This is a genomic window from Modicisalibacter radicis (assembly GCF_900961225.1).
Classification (GTDB): Bacteria; Pseudomonadota; Gammaproteobacteria; order Pseudomonadales; family Halomonadaceae; genus Modicisalibacter.
On the sequence record NZ_CAAHFN010000131.1, the window covers coordinates 153,983 to 177,472 of the forward strand.

Annotated in this window: 18 protein-coding genes and 1 pseudogene; 8 read left to right on the forward strand and 11 right to left on the reverse strand. The window is 66.4% G+C overall.

Features of this window, described 5'->3' with window-relative positions; genetic code table 11:
* Genes bcsB through bcsR form a run of 4 tightly spaced genes read right to left on the reverse strand, consistent with a single transcriptional unit; the run spans nt 1 to nt 5,757 of the window.
* Nucleotides 1-2,235, reverse strand: coding sequence for a cellulose biosynthesis cyclic di-GMP-binding regulatory protein BcsB (bcsB, locus tag HR9077_RS20805; protein ID WP_136069207.1), 2,235 nt, complete (start codon nt 2,233-2,235; stop codon nt 1-3).
* Nucleotides 2,236-2,252: 17 nt separating this feature from the next.
* Nucleotides 2,253-4,832 carry a UDP-forming cellulose synthase catalytic subunit gene (gene bcsA, locus HR9077_RS20810; RefSeq protein ID WP_136069208.1) on the reverse strand — a complete coding sequence of 860 codons (2,580 nt, stop codon included), beginning with the start codon at nt 4,830-4,832 and terminating at the stop codon, nt 2,253-2,255.
* Nucleotides 4,829-5,548 carry a cellulose biosynthesis protein BcsQ gene (bcsQ, locus tag HR9077_RS20815; protein ID WP_244613402.1) on the reverse strand — a complete coding sequence of 240 codons (720 nt, stop codon included), beginning with the start codon at nt 5,546-5,548 and terminating at the stop codon, nt 4,829-4,831. Before bcsQ ends, bcsA begins: the two co-directional genes overlap by 4 nt.
* Before the next feature lie 5 nt (nt 5,549-5,553).
* Entirely contained in the window at nt 5,554-5,757 is a 204-nt protein-coding gene (bcsR, locus tag HR9077_RS20820; RefSeq protein ID WP_136069210.1) for a cellulose biosynthesis protein BcsR, read from the reverse strand.
* 225 nt (nt 5,758-5,982) lie between these two features.
* Here bcsR and bcsE point away from each other — a divergent pair, with 225 nt between their 5' ends.
* The 3 genes from bcsE to bcsG are packed head-to-tail and all read left to right on the forward strand — an operon-like array spanning nt 5,983 to nt 9,406.
* Nucleotides 5,983-7,587, forward strand: coding sequence for a cellulose biosynthesis protein BcsE (gene bcsE, locus HR9077_RS20825; protein WP_168381014.1), 1,605 nt, complete (start codon nt 5,983-5,985; stop codon nt 7,585-7,587).
* Nucleotides 7,584-7,757 carry a hypothetical protein gene (locus HR9077_RS21955; protein ID WP_168381015.1) on the forward strand — a complete coding sequence of 58 codons (174 nt, stop codon included), beginning with the start codon at nt 7,584-7,586 and terminating at the stop codon, nt 7,755-7,757. The genes bcsE and HR9077_RS21955 overlap by 4 nt, the downstream gene beginning before the upstream one ends.
* Nucleotides 7,754-9,406 carry a cellulose biosynthesis protein BcsG gene (bcsG, locus tag HR9077_RS20830; protein WP_136069212.1) on the forward strand — a complete coding sequence of 551 codons (1,653 nt, stop codon included), beginning with the start codon at nt 7,754-7,756 and terminating at the stop codon, nt 9,404-9,406. Before HR9077_RS21955 ends, bcsG begins: the two co-directional genes overlap by 4 nt.
* A 66-nt stretch (nt 9,407-9,472) precedes the next feature.
* Here the strand turns inward: bcsG and HR9077_RS20835 are convergent, their stop codons facing one another.
* From HR9077_RS20835 to HR9077_RS22525, 7 genes and pseudogenes are all read right to left on the reverse strand, one after another.
* Entirely contained in the window at nt 9,473-10,234 is a 762-nt protein-coding gene (locus tag HR9077_RS20835) for a DeoR/GlpR family DNA-binding transcription regulator (RefSeq protein ID WP_136069213.1), read from the reverse strand.
* Between the two features lie 498 nt (nt 10,235-10,732).
* Nucleotides 10,733-11,635, reverse strand: a complete 903-nt coding sequence (locus tag HR9077_RS20845) for an NAD(P)-dependent oxidoreductase (protein ID WP_136069214.1) — start codon at nt 11,633-11,635, stop codon at nt 10,733-10,735.
* A 36-nt stretch (nt 11,636-11,671) separates the two neighbouring features.
* A complete protein-coding gene (gene pdxA, locus HR9077_RS20850) occupies nt 11,672-12,682 on the reverse strand; it encodes a 4-hydroxythreonine-4-phosphate dehydrogenase PdxA (protein WP_136069215.1) in 1,011 nt (336 codons plus the stop codon).
* Complete coding sequence (locus HR9077_RS20855; RefSeq protein ID WP_168381016.1) at nt 12,679-13,950, reverse strand: four-carbon acid sugar kinase family protein; 1,272 nt, start codon at nt 13,948-13,950, stop codon at nt 12,679-12,681. The genes pdxA and HR9077_RS20855 overlap by 4 nt, the downstream gene beginning before the upstream one ends.
* Before the next feature lie 46 nt (nt 13,951-13,996).
* The gene (gene dapA / locus HR9077_RS20860; protein WP_136069217.1) at nt 13,997-14,884 is read right to left on the reverse strand and encodes a 4-hydroxy-tetrahydrodipicolinate synthase; all 888 of its coding nucleotides are present in this window, start codon (nt 14,882-14,884) and stop codon (nt 13,997-13,999) included.
* Between the two features lie 45 nt (nt 14,885-14,929).
* Nucleotides 14,930-16,300: an Nramp family divalent metal transporter gene (locus HR9077_RS20865; RefSeq protein WP_136069218.1), complete on the reverse strand. Its 1,371-nt coding sequence runs from the start codon at nt 16,298-16,300 to the stop codon at nt 14,930-14,932.
* A gap of 398 nt (nt 16,301-16,698) precedes the next feature.
* Nucleotides 16,699-16,956: pseudogene (locus HR9077_RS22525) on the reverse strand (hypothetical protein); the annotation flags it as partial.
* Here HR9077_RS22525 and HR9077_RS20875 point away from each other — a divergent pair.
* The 5 genes from HR9077_RS20875 (at nt 16,876) to HR9077_RS20895 (ending at nt 23,427) form a co-directional block, all read left to right on the forward strand.
* Complete coding sequence (locus HR9077_RS20875) at nt 16,876-18,774, forward strand: DEAD/DEAH box helicase (RefSeq protein ID WP_244613394.1); 1,899 nt, start codon at nt 16,876-16,878, stop codon at nt 18,772-18,774. The pseudogene HR9077_RS22525 and the gene HR9077_RS20875 sit on opposite strands and share 81 nt — an antisense overlap.
* Nucleotides 18,775-18,876: 102 nt before the next feature.
* Nucleotides 18,877-19,800: a segregation and condensation protein A gene (locus HR9077_RS20880; protein WP_136069220.1), complete on the forward strand. Its 924-nt coding sequence runs from the start codon at nt 18,877-18,879 to the stop codon at nt 19,798-19,800.
* Nucleotides 19,801-19,811: 11 nt separating this feature from the next.
* The gene (scpB, locus tag HR9077_RS20885; protein WP_136069236.1) at nt 19,812-20,717 is read left to right on the forward strand and encodes an SMC-Scp complex subunit ScpB; all 906 of its coding nucleotides are present in this window, start codon (nt 19,812-19,814) and stop codon (nt 20,715-20,717) included.
* The gene (gene rluB / locus HR9077_RS20890) at nt 20,714-21,604 is read left to right on the forward strand and encodes a 23S rRNA pseudouridine(2605) synthase RluB (protein ID WP_136069221.1); all 891 of its coding nucleotides are present in this window, start codon (nt 20,714-20,716) and stop codon (nt 21,602-21,604) included. The genes scpB and rluB overlap by 4 nt, the downstream gene beginning before the upstream one ends.
* 122 nt (nt 21,605-21,726) lie before the next feature.
* Nucleotides 21,727-23,427 (forward strand): ShlB/FhaC/HecB family hemolysin secretion/activation protein, encoded by a 1,701-nt coding sequence (locus tag HR9077_RS20895; protein ID WP_244613395.1) that lies wholly within the window; start codon nt 21,727-21,729, stop codon nt 23,425-23,427.
* The last annotated feature ends 63 nt before the right edge of the window (nt 23,428-23,490 follow it).

A 23,490-nucleotide genomic window follows, 5' to 3' on the forward strand; every position in this document is an offset into this window, starting at 1 on the left:
TCACGCCTCGTCTTCGTTCAGACGCCGCGCGCCGAGGCGGCGCAGGATCCGCCACAGCAGGAAGGCGACGATCAGCACCGCGAGTCCGGCCACGGCGGCGATCAGCCAGGGATGGCGCGACAGGTGATACCACAACCAGGTGGTCCACGGCAGGTGACCGACGTAGTAGCGCTCGCCGACGGCGTTGCTGGTGATGCCGCTGTCGCGAATCACCGCCACCGAGCCGCTGATCTGGTCGAGTGCCGTCGGCTCGGCCAGGGTGCGGTTGAGCAGGCGCTGATCGGCGGGCCCGGCGGTGAGCAGGGCGACCACGCTGCGCTGATCGAAGAACGGTGACTGCATCCCGAGCACGGCGGCGAGTGGTCCATGGGCGCTGATCGTCACCGAGCGGTCGGCGGGTACCGGGGCGTCATCGAGCGGATTGTGTCGCGCCGTGATCTCGGCGTCGCGACTCGCCAGACGCAGCCGGCTGCGCGCGTCCGGCCCCAGGGCCATAACCGGCGCTCGCTCGCTCAGCGACTCGGGTAGCGAGCCGAAGGCGAGGATATCGGCATCGACCTCGCGAGCCTGCTGCCAGTCGTCGGTGAGGCGCACGGCGACGCCGGGATAGCCGGTCTGGGCCCCGATTCGACCGAGCGTGTCGAACAGCGAGGAGAGCTGTTCCGCCGACGGCGACGCGGGCGTCACCACCAGCGTCTGCGACAGGTCGGCGAGCCGGCTGAAGGGGAAGCCCGCAGTGGCGAAGGTGCGCAGCGCCGGCATCGCCAGGTAGTGCGGGTACCCGGAGAAATCGAGGGTCGAGGACTTGTCGATAGCGGCTCGGTTGGGCACCTGGGTGACGGTGATGCACTTGTCGGGTTCGGCGCCGCCGACGCGATTGGCGTACTGGAAGTCGAAACTCAGGCGATTGGCGGCGCCCAGCCGCAGGGCCGGGATGGCGACCTGGCTGCCCCCGCCGAGCCAGTCCTGGAGTACCGGTACCGCGAGGCCGCTCGGGTCGCCGCTGCCTTCCTCGCTGAGCGGGAAGGAGCGCAGGAATTCGCCGTTGATGGCGACGTCGAGTCGCGAGCCCCTATCGGTGGCCGGCGGAGTATAGCGATAGCCGAGATCCAGATCGATCAGGTCGTCCTCCCAGACGAACAGATCGGGCGGAACCCGCAGGTTGATGTCGATGCGGTCCATTTCCTCGCCCTCGACCTGCAACTGATCGGGGTATTCGACCAGCTCGTCGAAGGATACCGGGCGGTCGGTGGGCACCCATTTCGGGGCATCGTAGGGCTGGCGCGGTTCGAGCGGGTCGATCGCGTCGATGCGCGCGCTCTGGCCGCGCAGCAGCACATCGCCCAGTGCCAGGGCACGGGCCGCCTCGACGAGATCGTCGTCGTCGCGACCGAGGATCAACAGCAGCTTGGCGTAGGGCGTGTCGGGATGACTGATGATTTCGACGGTCGGGCCGTCGACAGGCGGGTAGTCGGCGAGGAAGACCGGCCGGGCGTCGTTGGTCGCCAGTACCACGGCGTGGCGGCGCGGCGGCCGGTCGAAGGTCACCGGGAAATGCTGCCCACGCCAGTCGGCGAGGCTGCCGAACCACGAGGCGACGATGCCGCCGGCGCGCTGCATTGCCAGGTCGGGCGATTCGGGCAGCACGATCGGCAGGTCGAGGACAGCATCGTCGCGGGAGTCGAAGAATGGCCCGGGCAGGCGCGCCAGCGAATTGGCCAGCGGCAGGGCCTGTTCGGTGAGTTCGAGTTGGCTGTCGTCGCCGATGTCGAGCCAGATGCTGGTATGCACCGGGTTCTCGCAGATATCCCTGTAATGGCCGATCAACGACAGCTCGAGACGGTTGTAGTCGCGAATCAGGCGTGGGTCGAGCGAAAGTTCGGCATGCTGTGGCTTGCCGCGATCCGGCTCGAGGCTGACCACGCCGACCACTTCATCGTTGAGATAGACCTTGAGCTGGGAGACATCGTCGAGCAGGGCCGGCGATGGCCTGTAATGCAGATCGAGCACGGCGCGGGTGACCAGGCGATCGCCGCGAACCCCGAAGTCGATGCGCTGCGAGGGGACCAGGCCGGTCAATTCGATGGGCGCCTGGGCCAGCCGGGTCAATGGCAGGGTACGGCGTTCGAGCGGAGGCGCGTCGTCGGGTGTCGTCGCGGTGGCCGCGAGGCTATCCGCGCCGCCGCCGAGCAGCAGAATCAACAGCGAAAACGGCACAAGCCAGCGTTTGCTCATCGGGTCACGGTCCCTTGTCAGTCGGTGAAGCCTCGAACCCGCTGCGCTTCGCGACGCGGCACGAACGAGCCCAGCCAGGTCAATGGTGCGTACAGGCGCTTCGGGGCGTGCAGCAACAGACGCCTGTAGCCTTCCAGCCCGAGCGCGAGAATGTCAGTGAAGCTCTGCATGGGGCGGTCTTCGGGAAACTTGTCCCGCCACAACGTCCAGGTGTCGGCCCGGGCGAAGGTGGCCTGGATGTAGTCGATGTGTTCGGGGAGTGTCATCGCCCCCAGCTCGAGGCCGGCGCGGGCTCCATTGACGTTGGTCACGCGGGCCTCGAAGGCCTGTTCGCGAGTCCCGCGATGCAACAGCAGCGACACCTTCTGGTCGACGGCCAGCAGCCCTGCGCGGGGCACGCTCAGGCCGACCCCGCCCTCGGCGTAGTCGTGCAGAGTGCAGGGGTAGGCATGCCCGTCGGTGAGTTCGATGGCCGCGGGCAGGGCCACCTCGACGCGATGGCGGCGACGTACCTGGCGTGCCTCGGCGGCGACGGCGACGGCGCCGCCGAGGATGATCAGGTTGTAGAGGGTCCAGGCCAGGCTGACCAGCACGGTGGGCACTTCGTCGAAGGGGCCCGCGTAGAGACGCCAGCCGGCGGCCACCACTCCGGCCAGATTGAGGGCGATGAGCAGCAGATAGGGGCGCGATATGGTCCAGTCGAAGTAGTCCTTGCCGATCAGGCCGCCCTTGGCGGTGACGTTGAACGTGCCCTTGCGCGGGTTGAGCAGTGCCGCCGTCGTCGGACGGGCGATGTACCAGGCCAGCACCGCCTCGTAGACCTCGCTCCAGAAACTGTGCCGATAACGGCCCTGGATGCGCGAGTTGGTGATGCCGGAGTGCAGCATGTGCGGGATCACGTAGAGCAGGATGGCCGCCGCCGGCGCGTAGATGATGTAGGCGTGCAGCAACAGGAAGGCCAGCGGCGCGGTGAGGAAGATCAGGCGCGGCACGCCGGCCAGAAAGTGCAGCATGGCATTGAAATAGCACAGGCGCTGGGCCAGATTCAGTCCGGGGCCGGTGAGCGGGTTGTCTAGCCGGAAGATCTGGGCCATGCCACGTGCCCAGCGAATGCGCTGGCCGATATGCGCCGACAGGCTCTCGGTGGCCAGGCCTGCCGCCTGGGGCAGGCGCAGGTAGGCCGAGGTGAAGCCATGGCGGTGTAGGCGCAGCGACGTGTGAGCGTCCTCGGTGACGGTGTCCACGGCGAAGCCGCCGATCGACTCGAGCGCCGAGCGGCGCAACACGGCGCACGAGCCGCAGAAAAAGCTGGCGTTCCAGAGGTCGTTGCCGTCCTGCACCAGGCCGTAGAACAGAGTGTTCTCGTTGGGCATGCGCCGGAAACGGCCCAGGTTGCGCTCGAAGGGATCGGGCGAGAAGAAGTGGTGCGGGGTCTGGACCAGGCCCAGGCGAGGATCCTTGAGGAACCAGCCCAGGGTCATCTGCAAAAACGAGCGCTGGGGGACGTGGTCGCAGTCGAAGATCGCCACGAATTCGGCATTGGTGACGGTCAGCGCGTGGTTGAGGTTGCCGGCCTTGGCGTGCCGATTGTCGTCGCGGGTGATGTAGCCGATGCCCACCGACTCGGCGAAGTCGCGAAACGCCGGACGGCGTCCGTCGTCGAGCAGGTGGATGCGCAGTCTGTCGTGTGGCCAGTCAATGCCCAGTGCGGCGAGCACGGTGGGGCGGACCACGTCCAGCGATTCATCATAGGTGGGGATCATCAGGTCGACGACCGGCCACCGATCGATGTCGTCGGGCAGGGCGGAAGGCGGCCGGTTGAGCGGCCAGATCGTCTGCAGGTAGCCGAGCAACAGGACCAGCCAGGTGTAGGTCTCCGCGCCGAGCAGCAGCAGTCCGCAGATGATGTCGAGCGGATCGTTCCAGTTGAGCGTCGAAGTGTAGCGCCACCACAGATAGCGGCACGACACCGTCACCGACAGCACGATCAGGGTCAGCGTCGCCAGACGCCCGGGAACGCGCTGTACCAGCAGGGCGACGGCCGCCAGGAGCACGACGAAGATCGCCTGGGCGCCCAGCGAGAACGGCTGGGTGATTACCAGCGTCATCATCATGCCGGCCAGCGCTCCCATCGCCCATAACGGCCAGGTGGCGCGTCCGGTGGCGCCCCGGCGGGTGTCGAGGGTGGTGGTATCCAGGCGACGTGTCAGGCCGTCGAGGCCTCGTCGCCAGCCCGACAGGCGGGGCGCAGGAGGCCGTCGGGGCGTTCTGCCGCGAGGCGACGCGGCATCACGGTCACCGACACTCGGCTCCGGTCGCCGGGGTTTCAGGAGTATCAGCCACAGGGCCTGGATCAGGTAACGCAGCGGGTCGGCGATCCCCGGTCGGCGTTGCCGCAGATGACGCAGGGTCGGCGCCAGGCGCAGCGAAAGCCGTTGCCAGGCCGGCCCCTCGAGGCGCAGCAGCGTCCACCCCAGGACCCACAGCGTGCAGTAGAGCAGGGCGGTGACGGGGCCGGCATGGCGCCGGTGGCGCAGGTCGCGGTAATGGCCTCGCAGGCCTTGCAAAAGGCGTGGCTTGAAAAGCAGCGGAATCATGGTGTCGCTCCGCGTGCCTGCAGCCAGGCGGCCAGGCGCTGGACGTCACGTGCCGCCAGGCTGTCGCTGCGGTGACCGATCACGCTGCGCTTGTGGGCCAGCGCCTCGAACATCGCCTCGTCCTGGTGGATCGAGCAGGGTACCAGCCAGTCGTCGTGCTGACGCTGCCAGATGGCCAGCAGGTCGTTCTGCAGCAGGCTGCGTGGCGAGAAGCGACTGACCAGCAGGTACTCGTTGACACCGACCGGCCGCTCGGCGAGCAGGGCATGGCAGGCGGCATCGGCATTGGCTACCGTCAGCCAGAGCGACGCCAGGCGACGTATCTGGCGTTGATGCGACGGGTGGTCGAAGGGGACGTCGATCAGGATCCAGTCATAGCGCTGCGGGTCCAGTTGCGCCAGACGCCGGGACCAGATGTCCGGGACGTCCCGCCAGGCGCTATCGAGGTTTTCGGCGATACCCTCGCCGCGTCCGTAGGGCAGAAACGTCAGCCGCTCACCGAGGCTGAAGGCCATTTCATGCCACGCTGCATCCGCTTGCTCGGCGATGGCCCAACCGCTGTCGTCCTGCCAGGGATGGTTGAAGTGCAGGCGTAACTGATTGCGTGGGTCGAGGTCGATGCACAGCACGCTGTGCCCCGCCTGGGTGAGCGACTCGGCCAGGGCGGCGAGCAGCGAGGTCGTTCCCGTGCCACCACGCAGCCCCTGTAGCGCCATTACCCTCAAGCGTCGGTCTCCGCCGATGAAGCGGCGAGTTCTCGCAGCAGCGGCCAGCGCTCGAGATCGGCGGCAAGGCGTTCCTGCTGATGGATATTGCGGTAGGAGAAGTCGCCGAGCCCGGCGTTGTCTATCAGCGCACGAATGTCATCGTCTGGCTTGGGTGGTGCTGGGGGCAGGCGCGGGGCGATGAGATCCTGAAGCGACATTATGGGTGTACCTGGTCCGCTATTGCTGAGGGCGTTCGGTTGAAGGCGAGAAGTCTAGCCTGTTCGGGACGCTTCCCGTGGGCACTTCTCTGGGAAGCACCTCCTTATCGTGGGGGCACTCCCGACCGTATGATGAGTAGAAAATACTAGTTTTTCTTGCATAAAAATACTTATTTGTCACTATTTGGTCACGGAATGTTATCCAATGAAATCCAGGCGGACACAATGATCGAGCCATCGCCGGCTCTACGACAGCACTTCTCGCTGGCCGTCGAGGGCCTCTGGGCGGAACTCTCGGCACTACGGTGCCCGGGGCAGTATGTCGTGCTTGCCGACCGTGAACCCAGTCTGCGGCGTCTTGCTGCTGGTCTGTTGGTCGGCCTCGAGGCCGACACTCTCGCCGACTGGATCGTCATGGGCGACGAAGACGGCCGACAGCCCCCGGGACTGGAGGACCCCCAGCGCGGTCCGGGCCGCATGAGGCTATGGTCGCTGGACGACAAGGCGCCACGAGCTGCACTCGAGGCCCTGCCCGATGAGCTCGGCCGTGTACATCGATGGCGCCGTCGGCAAGGCCCGCGGCTGGTCCTGCTCAAGCTGCCGGCGACGGCACTCGAGACGCTACGTGGAACGACCCTGGCAGCATGGCTGCGGCGTTGGCAGCGTTGGTGTCGAAAACGCGGGGCCTGCTTGGTGCTGCTCGTGCACGGATCGCGGAGCGTGTCGTTGCGGGGCCGTCTACAGCCGCACAACGATGTGCTCGATGGCCTGGCACATCTGCAGTCGGTGGGCGAGACGGGGCGTTACCTGGTGGTGCACTGGCGCAACGACCTGCGTGCCTGCGGGGGGCACGACATGAGCCTGGCGCCGCTGGGCGACGGCTGGCAGTTGTTGCATGTGGTCGAGCAGGAGGCCGCTGGCGGTAGCGACGAACATCGCTATTTCGTGCAGCGCGCGGCCCTCGAAGAGGCCACGCTGCCCGGCGAGTACTGGCTGGTTTTCGATGATCCCAACGAGGTGGTCGCCCAGGCGGCCGGCGCTCGGACGGCGACGGTCATCCTGGCGCTGGAGCATGCCGATCGGATCGAGGCGGTGGCAGGCATGATGCATGAGTTGCGCCTGCAGTGCGGCGATGCCGTCAAGCTGGTGGTGCGAGAGATGATGCCTTGCCTGCGCTATCGCGACGAGCGTCTGATGGCGCTGAGTGGCGTCAATCTGGTGGTGGGGCACAGTGTGTCGTTCGCCCGTTTCCTTAGCCGTATCGAGGGCATCCAGGGGCAGCGATTCATGCGTTCCATCGATCCCGACTTCGCTTCAGTGACCGCGTCGCTGCGCCCGCTACCCGCCAGCGGCGTGGTGTCGCCGGCGGCGTTCATCGAGCAGATCGCGGATTGGCTGGCGGGCGGTTCGGCCGAGGCGGTGTCGAGCCTGCTGGTCGTGTTGCGGCCGGCCGGTGGGTTGTCGGCTTCCCAGGCGCTGGCTCAGTGTCGGCTCACGCGGCAAGGTGACATGGCCACGCTCATCGAGTCGCGTCTCTACCTGTTTCTGTTCGGCTGCCGTCTGACCGATCTCGACATTGCCCTGACGCGGCTGTTCGGGGTCGCCGACAGCGCACTGTTTTCGAGCCGGCAGGTCTTCGATCGGCGCGAGACCATCGCCCTGGAGCGACGTCAGTTGATCGATCACGGCTGGGATTCGCAGAGCCAGGCGCCTGTTGCAGGTGCCGACGACATTCACGAGGCAGCCGATGCAGTACCGCCGGGGGCTACCCCGGTAGTGCCGCGCCCGGTGTCGCTGGCCCTGAGGACGCCTGCGGAGGAAGTGCCATGAGTCAGGACATGGCAGCACTGATCGGGCTGCTGGTGGGCCTGCTTGCGGGGCTGGGAGGGAGACCGGTGTGGCATTGGGGACGGCGCATCCTCGATCGGCGGCCGCGTTATCTGGTTCGTCTCGGCGTGCGTCGGCGCCGGACGGCGGGCAAGGACATATCCGAACAATGAGTCGCATCGAAACCTCGCCGACCGAGCCGCCGGAACGCGTTGCCGCATGGCGCGGTCTGGGGCTGTGGAACCTGTACTTCATCGTCAAGCTGGCGCTGTACTGGCGTGGGGCGATCGATTTCGACGCCCTGGCCAATCTGGTGTTCGCGGCGTTTCTGCTGGTGCCGCTGCCGCCCCGCTGGTTGCATCGCCTGCGCCACCTCGCGGCGATCCCGGTCGGCGTGGCGCTGTTCTATCACGACACCTGGCTGCCGCCCTTCGAGCGACTGCTGGCGCAGTCGTCGCAGGTCGGCGCCATGAGCCCGTCGTATCTGCTCGAGCTGGCCGGACGCATCGTCAGTTGGGAATGGCTGGGGGTGCTGTTCGTGCTGGCGGTGGGGTACGGTTTCATCGCGCCGTGGGTCCGCGTCAGCGTGCCGGTGATGCTGGGGTTGATATGGCTGGCCGTGGCACCGTTGCTGCCGGTGGCCGGCCCCGTCTCCCAGGAGTCGGCAGTGGCGGCCCTGCCGAGTGTGCCCAATCGGGGGCTGGCCGATGTCGTGCAGGCCGACGAGCCGGTCCCGGCGCCGACCGAGAAAGCCAGCGATGCGGTGCTCGATCGCCGGCTCGAGGCGTTCTATGCCGCCGAACGGCAGCGGCGCACTACCTTCGCCGCGCGACCGGCCGGCGCGGCCCCCTTCGATGTGCTGGTGATCAATATCTGCTCGCTGTCCTGGGACGACATGGCGGAGGTCGGGCTGACCGATCATCCGTTGTTCGACTATCTGGACGTGGTGTTCGACAACTTCAATTCGGCGACTTCCTACAGCGGGCCGGCGGGTATCCGCCTGTTGCAGGCGAGTTGCGGCCAGCGCCCTCACGCGGCGCTGTACGGCGACGTGCCGCGCGAATGCCAGCTGTTCGAGAATCTCGCCGACCTGGGCTTTTCACGGAACCTTGTGCTCAACCACGACGGGCAGTTCGATGGCTACCTCCGTGAGCTGCAGCAGGAGGGCGGGCTCGACGTGCCCAAGCTGGAGATGGACGGCCTGGCGCCGGCGATGACCGCCTTCGACGATTCGCCGGTCTACGCCGATGGTGCTGCGCTGGCCCAGTGGGCGTCGCAGGACGCTGCCGGATCGCCGAGCGCGACCTTCTACAACACGGTATCGCTGCACGACGGCAATCGCTATGTCGGCCAGCGTGGTTTCGCCGATTATCGGCAACGCCTGGTGACGCTGTTCGACGACCTGCTGGCCTTCTTGCAGCGACTCGACCGCGAGGGGCGCCGGGTCGCGGTGCTGATCGTTCCCGAGCACGGCGCGGCGCTGCGCGGCGACAAGATGCAGTTCCCCGGCATGCGCGAGATCCCCAATCCGACGATGACCCACGTGCCGGTGGGGCTCAAACTCACCGGGCTGGCCCAGCCGCGCCAGGGCGAGCCGCTGCGGGTCAGCGAACCGACCAGCTATCTGGCGATCTCCGAGCTGGTCTTGCGGCTGGTGGCGAGCGATGCGTTCGGTGCCGAGCGGGTCGACTGGCCGAATCTGCTGAGCGGCCTGCCGAGCACCGCGCCGGTGTCGGAAAACGAGGCGGTGGTGGTGATGCCCTATCAGGGGGTGCCCTATGTGCGTCTCAGGGGCGATGGCTGGATGCCCTATCCGCAATGATTCTCGCGTCGATTATCATGTTTTCCTTGCAAGCTGTGGCGGATAAAGGGCTGGCGGCAATGGCGCTTAGAATGAATCGGGCCGCTTCAGCGTGGCACCGAGGGCGGTAAAGACCTCGACACGCTCATCGTCGGCATCGGTTATCAGGGTCCAGCGCCGCGGAAAGGGGGTCCAATGTTGCTGGCTGGCACGGCCGAGTTTTGTGGCGTCGGCCATGACGTAGACTTCGGCGGCTCGTGCGATCATGGCTTCCTTGAGCCATGCCTGTTCGGGGCTGGCTTCGCACAGTCCAAGCTCGGTGACACCATCGGCGCTGAGAAACAGCTTGTCTACCGTCAGCCTAGACAGCGCCGCGTGGGCCAAAGGGCCATAAGCCGTCATGCTCGAGGCGCGAAGATCTCCCCCTAGGATCGTCGTGTGGCCTTCGGGGAGCTGCGCGAGACAAGGCAGGGCCGCCATGTTATTGGTCACTACATGAAGTCCGTGGCGTTCATGGAGACGCTTGGCCAGTGCCGCCGTGGTGGTGCCACCGTCCAGTAGCACGGTGTCGCTATCCTTGATGCACGCCAGTGCACAACCGGCCAGACGCGCCTTGACGTCACCCTGACGCATGCGGCGCTGCTCCAGTGTCAGCTCGGGCTCGCGCTGGCCGATCGTCGTGGCTGCACCACCGTAGGTACGCACCAGTAATCCCTCATCCGACAATGCACTGAGATCACGGCGGGCCGTGGCTTCGGAGATGTTGAAGTGGCGACAAAGTGCTTCGATGCTGGTGATACCGGCGTGAACGGCTTCCAACATCGCCTGACGGCGTTTGGCGACTTTCATTGCGGCTCCGGCGAGATATTGGAACCGCAGTATGCTATAGCCCAAGGGGCAGTTGAGGAAGTTGTTCTCAATGTTGCACCTCACCGGGCCCTAAGCGGGTGTACTGGCTACACTGGCGCAAGCGGGTGAGCGCGATACGCAAGCGTGCCATTCGACAACCGTATGCACTGGATTGATGGATGATTGTCAGGCAACTCGATAGTCCAGTGGCGACCGTCCCGAGAGTGGCTGAAGTGGATGTTGTCTGCCAGCGGCTGCCATAGATCGCGTTGAGCTCGATATATCCGGAATTCCTTCCTGAGAGCCGCCGAACCAGGCACACAGCAGGTCACCATTGGGCATTGCGTGAAGGTTCGCGGCGTGGTTCTGCCCGCAGGGCGACGATAGTCGCGCGTTCGGGCGCGCCGGGTCTTCTTTAGCCGGAGGCGATACGTCGTCAAAGGTCACGTTGTTCACAGTAGTCACGCAGACTCCTTGGGCAGATGAGAGGAGGACGCATCATGCCAGCGACAGCTGGTGGCGAGCGGCGATAATGTCGGACAGCTCCGGCACGAACCTGTCACCGTCGCCCTGGGATTCGGCGCTGGCGTAGAGATCGCGAACGGCCCTGGCGACACCGGCCTCCACGTTCATCGCCTCGGCCAGCGAGGCCAGGTAGCGCGTGTCCTTGTGGGCGTTGGCCAGCGTGAAGCGATGGGCGTTGCGGTCGCGCTCCAGCACGTACTGGAAGAAGGTCCGATAGAAGCCGCTATCCATGCGCGAGCCGCGAATGACACTGTCGAAGGTCTGCGGCGTGATGCCGGCCTTGGCACCGATGGTAAGCGCCTCGGCGAAGATCGCCCCGTAGCCCATGGCGAGGAAGTTGTTGAGAAGCTTCATGGTGTGGCCCGCGCCCACCGGGCCGACGTGCAGGATCTTCGCCGCCCAGCTCTCCAGCACTGGACGTACCTTGTCGAGGGTGGCCTTGTCGGCGCCGACGATCGCCTGCAGCTCGCCGGCGTCGGCTTGGGTCGGAGTGCCACCGAGGGGGGCGTCGATAAGCGTGATACCGTCGGCGGCGAGCGATTCGGCCAGGCGCCGGGTCAGCGTCGGCTCGGAGGTGGAGCAGTCGACGATCACCAGGTCCTGGCGATTGGCGCGGCGGGCGCCGGCGCGGATGCCGTCCTCGCCGTCGATGAGTGCCTCGACCTGCGGCGCGCCGGTCACGCAGAGAAACACGATATCGCACTCGGCGCCGAGTGCGGCGGCGTCGTCTACCTCCGTTGCACCTTCGGCAAGGAGTGCCTCGATCGGCTGGCGGTTGCGGTGGGCCAGCGCCTTGAGCGGGTGGCCCGCCTTGAGGATGTTGCGGGCGATTCCGGCGCCCATGAGTCCGAGTCCTGCGAATCCGATGGTCGGCATGTCGTTCTCCTGCTTTGGGAATGGGGGAATTCGGTGTCAGGTCGGCTGCGCGGTTCGGCGGCTGGCGAGCTCGACGGCCTGGCGCAGCGCCTCGATCAGGCTGCGCTCGTCGGCGATGGCCTTGCCGGCGATATCGAAGGCGGTGCCGTGATCGACCGAGGTGCGAACCACCGGCAGGCCGACGGTGACGTTGACGCCCGCCTCGAGCCCCATCACCTTGACCGGGCCGTGCCCCTGGTCGTGGTACATCGCCACCACGCAGTCGAAGTCGCCGCGACCGGCGCGGAAGAACAGGGTGTCGGCGGGCAGCGGTCCTTCGATGTTCCAGCCCCGCTGGCGCAATGCCTTGATGGCCGGGACGATCTTCTCTTCCTCTTCGCCATAGCCGAACAGCCCGTTCTCGCCGGCGTGGGGATTGATGCCGCAGACGGCGATACGCGGGTCGTGAATGCCGGCCCGTGCCAGCGTTTCGTGGGCGCGCTCGATGGTGCGCTGCACCAGCCCCGGTTCGATTCGTGCGATGGCATCGATGATGCCGATATGCGTGGTGACATGAATTACCTTCATAGTTGGTGTCACCAGCATCATCGAGACTTCCTCGGTGCCGGTCAGGTGCGCCAGTAGTTCGGTGTGTCCCGGAAAGAGATGGCCTCCGGCATGCAGCGCTTCCTTGTTGAGCGGTGCGGTGCAGATCGCGTCGAGTTCGCCGGCCTCGATCAGTTCGACGGTCCTGGCGATGTAGCGATAGGCGGCATCGCCGGCAATCTTGGAAACCTTGCCCCAGGGCAGGTCGGCGGGGATCAGCCCGAGATCGATACACTCGAGGGTGCCCCGTTCGAAACGCGCCTGGTCGGGGGTCTCCACGACATGCAGCTCGAGCGTCGAGCCGACGATCTCCATCACCTGGCGCAGGCGTCCGGCGTCGCCGATGACCAGCGGCCGGCAACTATCGTGGACGGTGTCCTGGGCCAGTGCCTTGACGATGATCTCCGGGCCGACGCCGGCGGCATCGCCCATGGTGATGCCGATGACGGGACGATCGGTCATGTGCGTATCCTCTGTTGAGTCTGGAAAGTGGGGATGCAACCGGTGTCGTGCCAGATCCGCACGAAGGCTTCGGTATCGCCGAAGCCGCCCGCCTTGGTGATCACTTCGAGCGTTCGGCCGTCGTGATTCGCATGCAGCCTCGCCATCCCGGTGTCGGGCGCATCGACGAGATCGAGTTCGGTGATCTCTGCCGCCATCAGCAGCGCTCGTGCGGTGGCGCCGCCCGTGGCGATCAGGCGATCGACCGCGGCCAGGTGCAGGGCGAGCATCACGCCGAGCTCGACGCTGAGCCTCGGCCCCTCCGCTGCATCGCGGTCGCCGGGCTGGGTCAGTCGAACCAGCACATCGTCGCCGGCCTGCAGTGTCTGCCGGATGCGATCGTTGCTCGCGGCCCGGGCGGACGTTTGCGAGTCTCCAGAGTGGGGGCTAAGAAGGTCCTCGGCATCGATCTCGACCACCTCGAGCGCGGGGGTGGCGTCGACCAGGGCATCGGCCTGTGCGTGCGAAATGCGACTCATGCTCCCGACCACGATCAGGGTCGGGCGTCGACGCGGGGCAGGCGTCGCTTGGGTCGTGCCCGGCATGCCGGAAAGTCCCAGCGCCCGGGGGAGGGCAAGGCCCAATCCCGCCGAGCCGACCCAGAACACGCGTTCCAGAGGCGCCGACAGCGTTGCCAGTCGCGTCAGGTCGGCATCCGTCAGTGCGTCGCAGACCACGGCTTGGACGCCTTCCTGGCGATATCGGCACAAGGTGTTCGTCACCGCCGCGTCCGCTTCGTGGAGCGCCGACAGGTCGAGCCGATGTGTCTTCAGGCCGGCTCCTTCCAGCATCTCGACCAGATCGGCACGACCGGCGATACCTTCGTTGGTCCAGGCCTCGGTTTCTTCGACCGGGCGCTCGTGGAGCCACTGGCGGCCATCCCGGGTGGTTCTGCCGGTGGCGGGATAAGCCGGCGCGACGATCGCCATGCCGGCGCGCGGCACCAGGCTCGCGATCTCGGCGGCAAGGTTGCCGCGCAGGGTCGAGTCGACCTTCTTGAACAGATGCAGGTAGTGTCCAGTCCACCGGGTCAGGCAGTGATGGTGTCGTGCTACCGCCTCGCCAGCGTCACAGGCGCGCGAATCGAGATCCACCGCGGCGACGTCCGCCACGCTGGCCGCTTCGGCCGACAGCATGACCTGCGTCGCCAGACCGAGCTGCGCGCACCCGACCGCCGAATCCGCGGTGCCGGTCAGGTCATCGGCCAGGATGAGCAATTTCACGGGCACGGATGAAGCTTCACCGGACGCCGGCATCGCCAATGCCGACGGGACTTCAGACGTCGACACGGGAGTACGCCTCGAGAGCCTGCTGCAGCTTGGCGTGTGCCTGCGGCGTCAGCGCCTGGACCGGCGAGCGAGCGGGCCCCGCGGGCATGCCGAGCAGGTCGGCTGCCGTCTTCAGCACGCTCGGCATGGTACCCAACGCGAAGGCGCTGCGCAGGGGCCGCAGCTTCTCCTGGGCTTCGCGGGCGGTCTCGAAATCGCCGGCCTGCCAGGCGTTCCAGATCGTCATCACCACGTCCGGCACCGCGTTGGTGGTAGCCGCCACGGCGCCGTCGCCGCCTGCCATCAATGTCCACAGAATCATCGAGTCGGTGCCGGTGAACACGGCGAAGTCGTCCCGGCGCAGGTGGATCAACTGGACCAGGCGATCGAAGTCGCCGCCGCTATCCTTGATCCCGCGAATGTTGGGAATCCTCGACAGCGTGGCCACGCTCGACACTTCCAGCGTCACGCCCGCCTTGGCCGGAATGGTGTAGAGCAGGATCGGCAGGTCGGTCGCCGCGGCGATGCGCTCGTAGTGGGTGATCAGTTCGGCCTGGGTCGCACCGTTGAAATAGGGGGTGATGATCGACAGGCCGTCGACCCCGACGTCGGCCATGCGGGCGTTGAGCTCGATCACGCCGCGTGTGGCATAGCCACCGGTGCCGGCGTAGACCGGTACGCGACCCGCGGCCTGGTCCTTGACGATGGTGGCGACACGCACCTTCTCCTCGTCGGAGAGCGAGAAGAACTCGCCATTGGTACCCAGGGCGAACAGACCGTGAACGCCCTTGGCGATCAGGATGTCGACCAGGCGACGCAGGCCCGCTTCGTCGATCTCCTCCTGGGAATCGAGCGGCGTGATGAGCGCGGGAACGATGCCTTTGAACTGTGTCATGCGAGTCTCCTCGTGGAAATTGAGAGTGAAAGCGTGCGTCGATCGCTACTGGGCGACCCTGGCGATGGCGTCGGCCAGATTGGTCAGGATGGCGTAGAGCGACCAGAGGCCGATGAGGGAGATGACACCCAGGATCAGGGTTTCCCACCAACGGTTGGCGTAGTCGTCGAGCATGAAGCGGCGGCTGGTGGTCAGGATCAGGATGCCGATCAGGATCGGCGGCAGTACCGTGGCCGTGATCACGCTGGTGCCGAAGACACTCAGATAGACGAGGTTGGGCGCAAAGGGCAGCGTGATGAACAGCGGGGCGACGATGAACAGGCCGATCAGGGCGGGGCGATAGCGCGGATCCTGCTCGGGGCGCATCTCACCGTCTCTCTTTCCGGTCGCCAGGTGGAGCCCGTTGAACATCAGCTTGGCCAGCCCGTGCGCCTGGGCGGGGAAGCTGGTGAAGGCGGCCATGAACAGGCTGACCCAGAGCAGGGTCGGCCCCCAGTCGCCGACCGCCATCTGCATCATCGTGGCGAGATCGGTCTCGCTGGAAACGGTCACGCCCGTTCCGCGCAGCGTCTCCGCCGCCACGATCCAGAACAGCGCGTTGATGATCAGCAGCGGCAGCATGCCCGCGATCAGGTCCAGCCGCTGGATCTTGCGGTGCACCGGGCGATTCCAGCCGCGATCATCCATGAAGTAGGGGTAGAGCAGGTTGATCGCCGAACCACCGATGGTGCCGATGGTCGCCACCGCGATGAACAGCGCATCGAAGGGGCCGTTGTCGGCCGGCACGGCGAACGTCAGGCCGCTGAACAGCGCGGGAAAGTCGACATGGCCGATCCGGAACAGGGCGTAGACGAACGAACCGATGATGATCACGGAAGCGATTCGCGCCAGACGCTCGAGCCACTTGAACGCGTTGCGGCCCGCCAGCATGACCAGCGACAGCACCATGATGATGAGTCCCATCAGCGGCAGACCGAGCCCATCGGGCAGCGTCACGCCGGTGGATTCGACCAGGTGCACCAGCGCGACGGCGCAGGCGCGCATGAAGCTCATCTGGATGATCAGGCCGTAGACCAGCATCAGGATGGCGAAGAATGCCGGAAAGCCCTTCCACAGGCGCTGGTAGCCGGCCATCAGCGACGAGTCTTCGAACCGGTTGGCCAGCTTGTACTTGGCGATGGCCGAGATCATGCAGTAGCGGGCGGCCAGGGCGACCACCAGGGTCCACATCAGCGCGTAGCCGTAGTTGGCGCCCGACACGGTGGAACTGACCAGGTCGCCGGTTCCCAGAAAGGCCATGGCGAGTACCAGCCCGGGGCCGATGCTGCGCAGGTAGTCGCCAAGCGTCGTCGGCAGTTTGGGAGGCAAGTTGGCGTCCAGATTGCCGGCGGTTCGGCTCGATTGAGAAGTTGCCATGTGATCGGCTCTTTTTGATCGTAGTGATCATAAAGTTGATCGTTTCGATCGTAATGACAACCCCTGGCTGCACAATGCCCCGGAAAAACCCGGCACAGGCCAATCATTTTCTTACGCATCAGATAGTTAAGAAATATTAGACATTGGTCTATCGCCTCTGGGATCGCCGTTGGAAACGGGCGGGCGACACGACCTGAGTTGATCGAGCCCCGTCGTTGGTCACCGTTATGATCGAATCGATCAGGAGCGATGCCGGCGTGCTGGCGGCGTTGCCGGCCGTGGTCGCCTTGGACACCGCCGCGATGACACTGGGCTCGCGGAACAGCCGGAACACCATGATACCCACGCCAACCGGTCAGTATCGTCATCATGATCCCCAGCAGCAGGCCGGCGCCCACGACCTCGGGATTGAAGAAGGCCGCCAGGTTCATGTTGGCGCCCAGGGCAAAGGCAAAGAAGGGGACCGGCAGAACCCTGCCGGGCTTGAGGAAGGCGCGAATGTCTCTCAAGGAAAAGCGCCGCGGCCCGCGACCGAGCCATTTCCTCGGCCGCGCGACCTGAGTACCATGCCGCTCATGTCCAGCCCCTCCTCGACCAATGCCGCCCCTCGACTCCGTCCCTACCAGCGTCAGGCCGTCGACAGCGTCATCGCACATTTCCGGCGCGGCGACGACCCCGCCGTGGTGGTGCTGCCCACCGGCAGCGGCAAGTCGCTGGTGATCGCCGAGCTGGCGCGGCTGGCTCGCGGCCGGGTGCTGGTCCTGGCCCACGTGCGCGAGCTGGTCGAGCAGAACCACGCCAAGTACCGGGCCTACGGGCTCGAGGCGGACATCTTCAGCGCCGGGCTGGGGCGCAAGCAGGCCGCGCGCCAGGTGGTGTTCGGCTCGGTGCAGTCGGTGGTGCGCAACCTCGATGCCTTCGCCGGCGAGGGCGGGTCCGCCGCCGATGCGGGCTTCACGCTGCTGGTGATCGATGAATGCCACCGCGTCTCGCCCGCCGACGATGCCAGCTATCGCAAGGTCATCGATCGCCTGCGGCGTGCCAATCCCCGGCTCAAGGTGCTGGGGCTGACCGCCACCCCGTATCGGCTGGGCCAGGGCTTCATCTATCATCGCCATCACCACGGCATGGTGCGTGGTGACGCCGAATGCTTCTTCCAGGACTGCGTGTTCGAGCAGCCGCTGCGGCTGATGGTCAAGCAGGGCTATCTGGCACCGCCCACGCGGGTCGATGCCAGCGTCGAGCGGTACGACTTCTCGCGGCTGATGCCGAGCAGTCGCGGGGTGTTCGCCGAGGAGGATCTCAACCGCGTGGTGCGCGGCCATCGCGCCACGCCGGTGATCGTCGAGGAGATCATCGCCCGTGCCGCCGAACGCCGCGGGGTGATGATCTTCGCCGCCACCGTGGCGCATGCCGAGGAGATCCTTGCTTACCTGCCCGCCGAGCAGGCGGCGCTGATCACCGGCGCGACGCCGTCGCGCGAGCGCCAGCGGCTGATCGGCGACTTCAAGGCGCAGCGGCTCAAGTACCTGGTCAACGTCGCGGTACTCACCACCGGCTTCGACGCGCCGCACGTCGATCTGATCGCGATCCTGCGACCCACCGAGTCGGTGGGGCTGTATCAGCAGATCGTCGGCCGCGGACTGCGCCTGGCACCCGGCAAGTCGGACTGCCTGATCCTCGATTACGCCGGCAACCCCTGGGACCTGTATGCGCCGGAGGTGGGCACGCCCAAGCCGGACTCGGACAGCGAGCCGGTGCAGGTCGAATGCCCGCAGTGCGGCCATGCCAACCTGTTCTGGGGCAAGCGCGACGGCGAGGTCGTCATCGAGCACTTCGGCCGGCGCTGCCAGGGGCTCGTTCCTTCTCATCGCGCCCGACCCCGCGCGCAAGGCGTAAATTCAAACCCCGACCATCGCGTTCCGAGCCGCGTGCAAGGCACAACGTCAAAACCGGCACAGTCTGCGATGAAGCAGTGCGACTTCCGCTTTCGCTTCAAGACCTGCGAGCAGTGCGGCGCCGAGAACGACATCGCCGCGCGCAGTTGCCATGGCTGCGGCGAACGCCTGGTGGACCCCGACGACAAGCTCAAGGACGCGCTGCGCCTGAAGGATGCGCGGGTGCTGCGGGTCAGCGGCATGCAGCTCGACGCCACCGTCAACGGTCGCGGGTTGCCGCGGCTCAAGGTGACCTACCACGACGAGGACGGCGCCACGCTGGCCGAGTGGTTCGCGCTGGAGACGCCGGCCCAGCGCGGCGCCTTCGCCGCGGCCTTCCTGCGTCGCCACCTGCGCGCCCCGGGCGCGAACTGGTGGCCGGCCACCCCCGAGGCGGTGATCGCCGAGCGCCAGCGCCTGAAGGCCCCCGATTTCGTCATCGGGCGCCGGGTGGGCCGCCACTGGCAGGTGCGCGAGAAGCTGTTCGACTATGTCGGGCGCTATCGCAGGGCGGATAGTGCCGAGTCGCTGGCCTGAACGAGGCTATTTCGAGTGCTTGACGCGGCCCGGGCTTGATAGACTAGCGGTTTGGTTTCGACAATCGTCGCCGACCCAGCAGTAGCCGAGGCCCCACCGATCGTGAGCGAAACGCCGGACAGTGTCGCAGCGCCCGAGCAGGCCGCCGTGCAGGAAGCGGCGGCGGTGCTGGCGCGGCTCCACGACCAGCCGATCACCGAGCTGCCCGAGGACCTGTACATTCCGCCCGAGGCGCTGCGGGTGTTCCTCGAGACCTTCGAGGGGCCGCTCGATCTGCTGCTCTACCTGATCCGGCGCCAGAACCTGGATATCCTGGCCATCGATGTGGCGGCGATCACCCACCAGTACATCGAATACGTCGAGCTGATGAAGGCGCTGGAGATCGACCTGGCCGGCGAGTACCTGCTGATGGCGGCGATGCTCGCCGAGATCAAGTCGCGGACCCTGCTGCCGCGTCCGCCCAAGGGCGACGACGAGGACGACGAGGAGGATCCGCGCGCCGAGCTGATCCGCCGCCTGCAGGAGTACGAACGCCTGAAGCTCGCCGCCGAGGGCCTCGACGAACTGCCGCGCCTGGGCCGCGACTGGTTCGGCGCCCGCGCCGGGCTGCCGCCGCTGGAGACCCGCGTGGTTCACCCCGAGGTGGGGCTCGACGAGCTGCTGCAGGCGCTATCGGGGATCCTCAAGCGCGCCGAGCTCAACCAGGCGCACACCATCAGCCGCGAGGTGCTCTCCACCCGCGAGCGCATGCTGATCATCATGGAGCGCCTGAACCACGAGGGCTTCACCCCCTTCGAGTCGCTGTTCAGCCTCGAGGAGGGCCGGGCGGGGGTCGTGGTGACCTTCATGGCGATTCTCGAGCTGGCCAAGGAGGCGATGATCGAGATCGTCCAGAACGTGCCGCTGTCGCCGATTCACGTGCGCGCCCGCCGGCCGGTCGACCCGAGCGAGGACGAGATGTCGGACGACGCAGCGAACGAGGGCGACGAGAGCGCTTTCGAGGAGGAGGCACCGCAGGGGACATGAGCGCGTACATGATGAGGGAGGCACGACTCGACGAGATCCTCGAGGCGGCGCTGCTGGCGGCCGGCGAACCGCTGTCGCTGGAGCGCATCGAGGCCCTGTTCGACGAACACGAGCGCCCGGCACGGCGCGACTTGCGCGATTCGCTGGGCGAGCTGGGCGCGCGGCTGGAAAGCACTGCGCTGGAGCTGATCGAGTCGGCCTCGGGCTACCAGGTGCGCATCCGCCAGCGGCTGTCGCCGTGGATCTCGCGGCTGTGGGACGAGCGCCCGCAGCGCTACTCCCGGGCGCTGCTCGAGACCCTGGCGTTGATCGCCTATCGCCAGCCGGTGACCCGCGGCGACATCGAGGAGGTACGCGGCGTGGCGGTGAGCGGCTCGATCATGCGCACCCTCGGCGAGCGCGGCTGGATCCGCGTGGTAGGCCAGCGCGACGTGCCGGGGCGGCCGTCGGTGTTCGCCACCACCCGCCAGTTCCTCGACGATTTCGGCCTCAAGACCCTCGACGCCCTGCCGCCGATGCACGAGCTGCAGGGTATCGATCTCGGTGAGCCGGGCTACACTGAGTCCGAATCGCGGGACGACGCCGAGATGGCCGACGCGCCCGACGCGACGACATCGGAGACACCCGCGGCCCCCGCGGGGCAAGAGACGACAGCGGACGACCGGGCAGGGCACGAGGCGACGGACGACATGTCGCGCTTCACGCCCCTCGAATCCACCACGACGGCCGGGACGGCCGACGATACCCACGCCGGGAAGGCGTCACGCCGGCCGGGACTGAGCTTCGCCGATCTCGAAGCGCGCCTGGCCGAACGCGCCCGCCAGCAACGGAGCGCCGACGACGCAGACGATGGCGTCGATGACGGCGATTCAGGCGGCGCGGACCATTCAACCGATGAGACACCCTCAGACTCATGAACAGTTCCAGCAACTCCAGCAAGAACGGCAACAACAGCAACACCGAAAAGCTCCAGAAGGTCCTCGCCCGCGCCGGGCTGGGCTCGCGCCGCGAGATGGAAGCCGCGATCAGCGACGGGCGGGTCAAGGTCAACGGCGAGGTGGCCAAGCTCGGCGATCGCGTCGCGAGCCGCGACCGTGTCGCCGTCGACGACCGGCTGGTCACGCTGCGTGACGACACCGAGGTCTCGCGTCGGGTGATCATGTACAACAAGCCCGAGGGCGAGCTGTGCACACGCAAGGACCCCGAGGGCCGGCGCACCGTCTTCGATCGTCTGCCGCGGCTCAAGGGCGAGCGCTGGATCGCCATCGGCCGGCTCGACATCAATACCAGCGGCCTGCTGCTGTTCACCACCGACGGCGAGCTGGCCAACCGGCTGATGCACCCCTCGACCCAGGTCGAGCGCGAATACGCGGTGCGGGTGATGGGCCAGGTCAAGCGCGAACACGTCGTGGCGATGGTCGAGGGGGTGATGCTCGAGGATGGTCCGGCACGCTTCAGCGATGTCCAGGAGTTCGGCGGCGAGGGCATCAACACCTGGTTCCATGTGGTGATCATGGAGGGCCGCAACCGCGAGGTGCGCCGGCTGTGGGAATCGCAGGGCCTGACGGTCAGCCGGCTCAAGCGCGTACGCTACGGCAACATCTTCCTCGACAAGCGGGCCAAGGCCGGCGAGTGGACCGAACTCACCCAGGGCGAGATCGACGATCTGTCGACCGTCGCCGGCCTCGCCCCGCGCAAGGTGCCGAGCCTGACCCCCGACGAGCAGAATCGCTGGAGCCGCGACAAGAACAAGCGTCGCCCGGTACGCGCGATGCGCAAGCCCGGTTCGCGCCCCCGCCACTGAGATCTGGACCGCAAGGCGCCCGCGCCTTGCGGTGGCGCTTACCGTCATACGGCTAAAGTTCTCGGTAACGCTGCCGTTAACCCCTGAATTAGACGAACGACATAAAAAGCAGGGATGGCAGCGTGGTGCAATACTCCTGGCGTCGCATCCTGGCGGCGGTGGTACTTTCTGTCGGCATGGGGCCGGCCTGGGCCGCGCCTCTCGCGCCGCCGACGGGCGACCCCGGCCAAGAGTTCATCCGCAACGATCAGCAACGCCTGCTCGAAGAGCAGCAGCGCAAGCTCGAGCAGATACGGCGGCTGCCCGGCGAGCGGAGCCGCCCCGAGATTCCCTCGGGCGAGAGCGCTGATGGCTGTTTCACGATCACCGCAATCCGGCTGGAAGGCGCCACGCTGCTCGATGACGCGACCCGCCAGGCTCTGCTGGCGCCGGCGCTCGATACCTGCGTGACGGTGGTCGGTCTGAATGACCTGCTGCGGCGTATCACCGACTATTATGTCGATGCCGGCTATGTCACCACCCGCGCCTATCTCCCCCAGCAGGATCTCTCGCAGCGGCGACTGCGGGTGGTGGTCGTGGAAGGGCGCATAGACCTCATCGAGTCCCAAGGCGGGGCGCCCACACCGCGTGAACTCGCCATGGCCTCGCCGGCGATACCGGGCGACCGCCTCAACCTGCGCGATCTCGAACAGTTGATCGATCAGCTCAACCGTCTGCCCTCCAATCAGGCAACCCTGCAACTCCGGCCGGGCGACGATATCGGTGGAAGCCGTGTGGTGGTCGACAACCGCGCCCAGCGACCCTGGCGGCTCTCGCTGACGCGGGACAACGGCGGCAGCGAGAGCAGCGGCGAGCAGCAATGGAACCTCGGGGCGCAATGGGACAGTCCGTTCGGCCTCGCCGATCAACTCGTCGCCCAATGGGGGCACGATGCCACCAGCGACGACGATATCGGCTCCGGTAGCCGCTATCTGGCCTACAGTATTCCGCAGGGCTACTGGACGCTTTCCTACGCCTACACCCAGAGCGATTATCACTCGCTGGCCGAAGCCAACGGCTTCACGTTCCGGCTTGACGGCGAAAGCGAACGTCACCGGCTCGCCCTCGACCGAGTCCTGCATCGCGACGATCTCGGCAAGACGGCGGGCAGCGTCGCCGTCAGCCGGATATCGACCCGCAACGACATCGATGGCACGCGCATCGATGTCAGCAGCCAGCGCCTCAGCGAACTCAGCGTCGGTCTCAACCACGGTCGCCGCCTCGGCAACGGTCTGTTCAACGCCGACCTGGGCTGGCATCGCGGTCTCACCATTCTCGGCGCTCAGCGCGATACCGCGCCGCAGACGCCTTCCGCGCAATACACGCGGACCACGCTGACCCTGAGTTACCTGAGACCGTTCAGGCTGTTCGGCGAATCCTTCTCCTTCACCAGTCTGGCCAACGGGCAATGGAGCGACGATGTGCTCTATAGCCCTCAACGTATTGCCCTCGGCGGGCAAAGCTCGGTGCGCGGTTTCAAGGAACAATCCTTGAGTGGTGACAGCGGCGCCTACTGGCGCAACCAATTGACATGGCGCCATCCGGTCGATATCGCCGGCGGCCTCGTCCAGAGTCTGAATACCACGCTGGGCTACGATGTCGGCGTGATCCATCATGGCGATGAAAACCCCGTACTGCATGGCCGCATGAGCGGCTACGCCCTGGCCTTCGGTATGGCCGGAAAGAACCTGAGTGCCAACATCACCCTATCGCGTTCACTCGAAAGCCCGGCATTTTTCGAACAAGAGACTCCTCTCTATTTCAGCGTCGGTGTGCGCTATTAGTGATATTAAAATCACGATTAAGTTTTCTTTTTTTGTAGTCATTTTCCTACACGGCATGGCGAC

Bases quoted from the DNA above. Each gene is read 5' to 3' on its own strand.
- HR9077_RS20875 (WP_244613394.1), top strand. From the start codon at position 16,876: ATGTCCAGCCCCTCCTCGACCAATGCCGCCCCTCGACTCCGTCCCTAC.
- bcsB (WP_136069207.1), bottom strand. From the start codon at position 2,235: ATGAGCAAACGCTGGCTTGTGCCGTTTTCGCTGTTGATTCTGCTGCTC.
- rluB (WP_136069221.1), top strand. From the start codon at position 20,714: ATGAACAGTTCCAGCAACTCCAGCAAGAACGGCAACAACAGCAACACC.
- dapA (WP_136069217.1), bottom strand. From the start codon at position 14,884: ATGACACAGTTCAAAGGCATCGTTCCCGCGCTCATCACGCCGCTCGAT.
- HR9077_RS20845 (WP_136069214.1), bottom strand. From the start codon at position 11,635: ATGCCGACCATCGGATTCGCAGGACTCGGACTCATGGGCGCCGGAATC.
- bcsQ (WP_244613402.1), bottom strand. From the start codon at position 5,548: ATGGCGCTACAGGGGCTGCGTGGTGGCACGGGAACGACCTCGCTGCTC.
- bcsR (WP_136069210.1), bottom strand. From the start codon at position 5,757: ATGTCGCTTCAGGATCTCATCGCCCCGCGCCTGCCCCCAGCACCACCC.
- HR9077_RS20865 (WP_136069218.1), bottom strand. From the start codon at position 16,300: ATGGCAACTTCTCAATCGAGCCGAACCGCCGGCAATCTGGACGCCAAC.
- bcsA (WP_136069208.1), bottom strand. From the start codon at position 4,832: ATGATTCCGCTGCTTTTCAAGCCACGCCTTTTGCAAGGCCTGCGAGGC.
- HR9077_RS21955 (WP_168381015.1), top strand. From the start codon at position 7,584: ATGAGTCAGGACATGGCAGCACTGATCGGGCTGCTGGTGGGCCTGCTT.
- bcsE (WP_168381014.1), top strand. From the start codon at position 5,983: ATGATCGAGCCATCGCCGGCTCTACGACAGCACTTCTCGCTGGCCGTC.
- HR9077_RS20835 (WP_136069213.1), bottom strand. From the start codon at position 10,234: ATGAAAGTCGCCAAACGCCGTCAGGCGATGTTGGAAGCCGTTCACGCC.
- pdxA (WP_136069215.1), bottom strand. From the start codon at position 12,682: ATGACCGATCGTCCCGTCATCGGCATCACCATGGGCGATGCCGCCGGC.
- scpB (WP_136069236.1), top strand. From the start codon at position 19,812: ATGAGGGAGGCACGACTCGACGAGATCCTCGAGGCGGCGCTGCTGGCG.
- bcsG (WP_136069212.1), top strand. From the start codon at position 7,754: ATGAGTCGCATCGAAACCTCGCCGACCGAGCCGCCGGAACGCGTTGCC.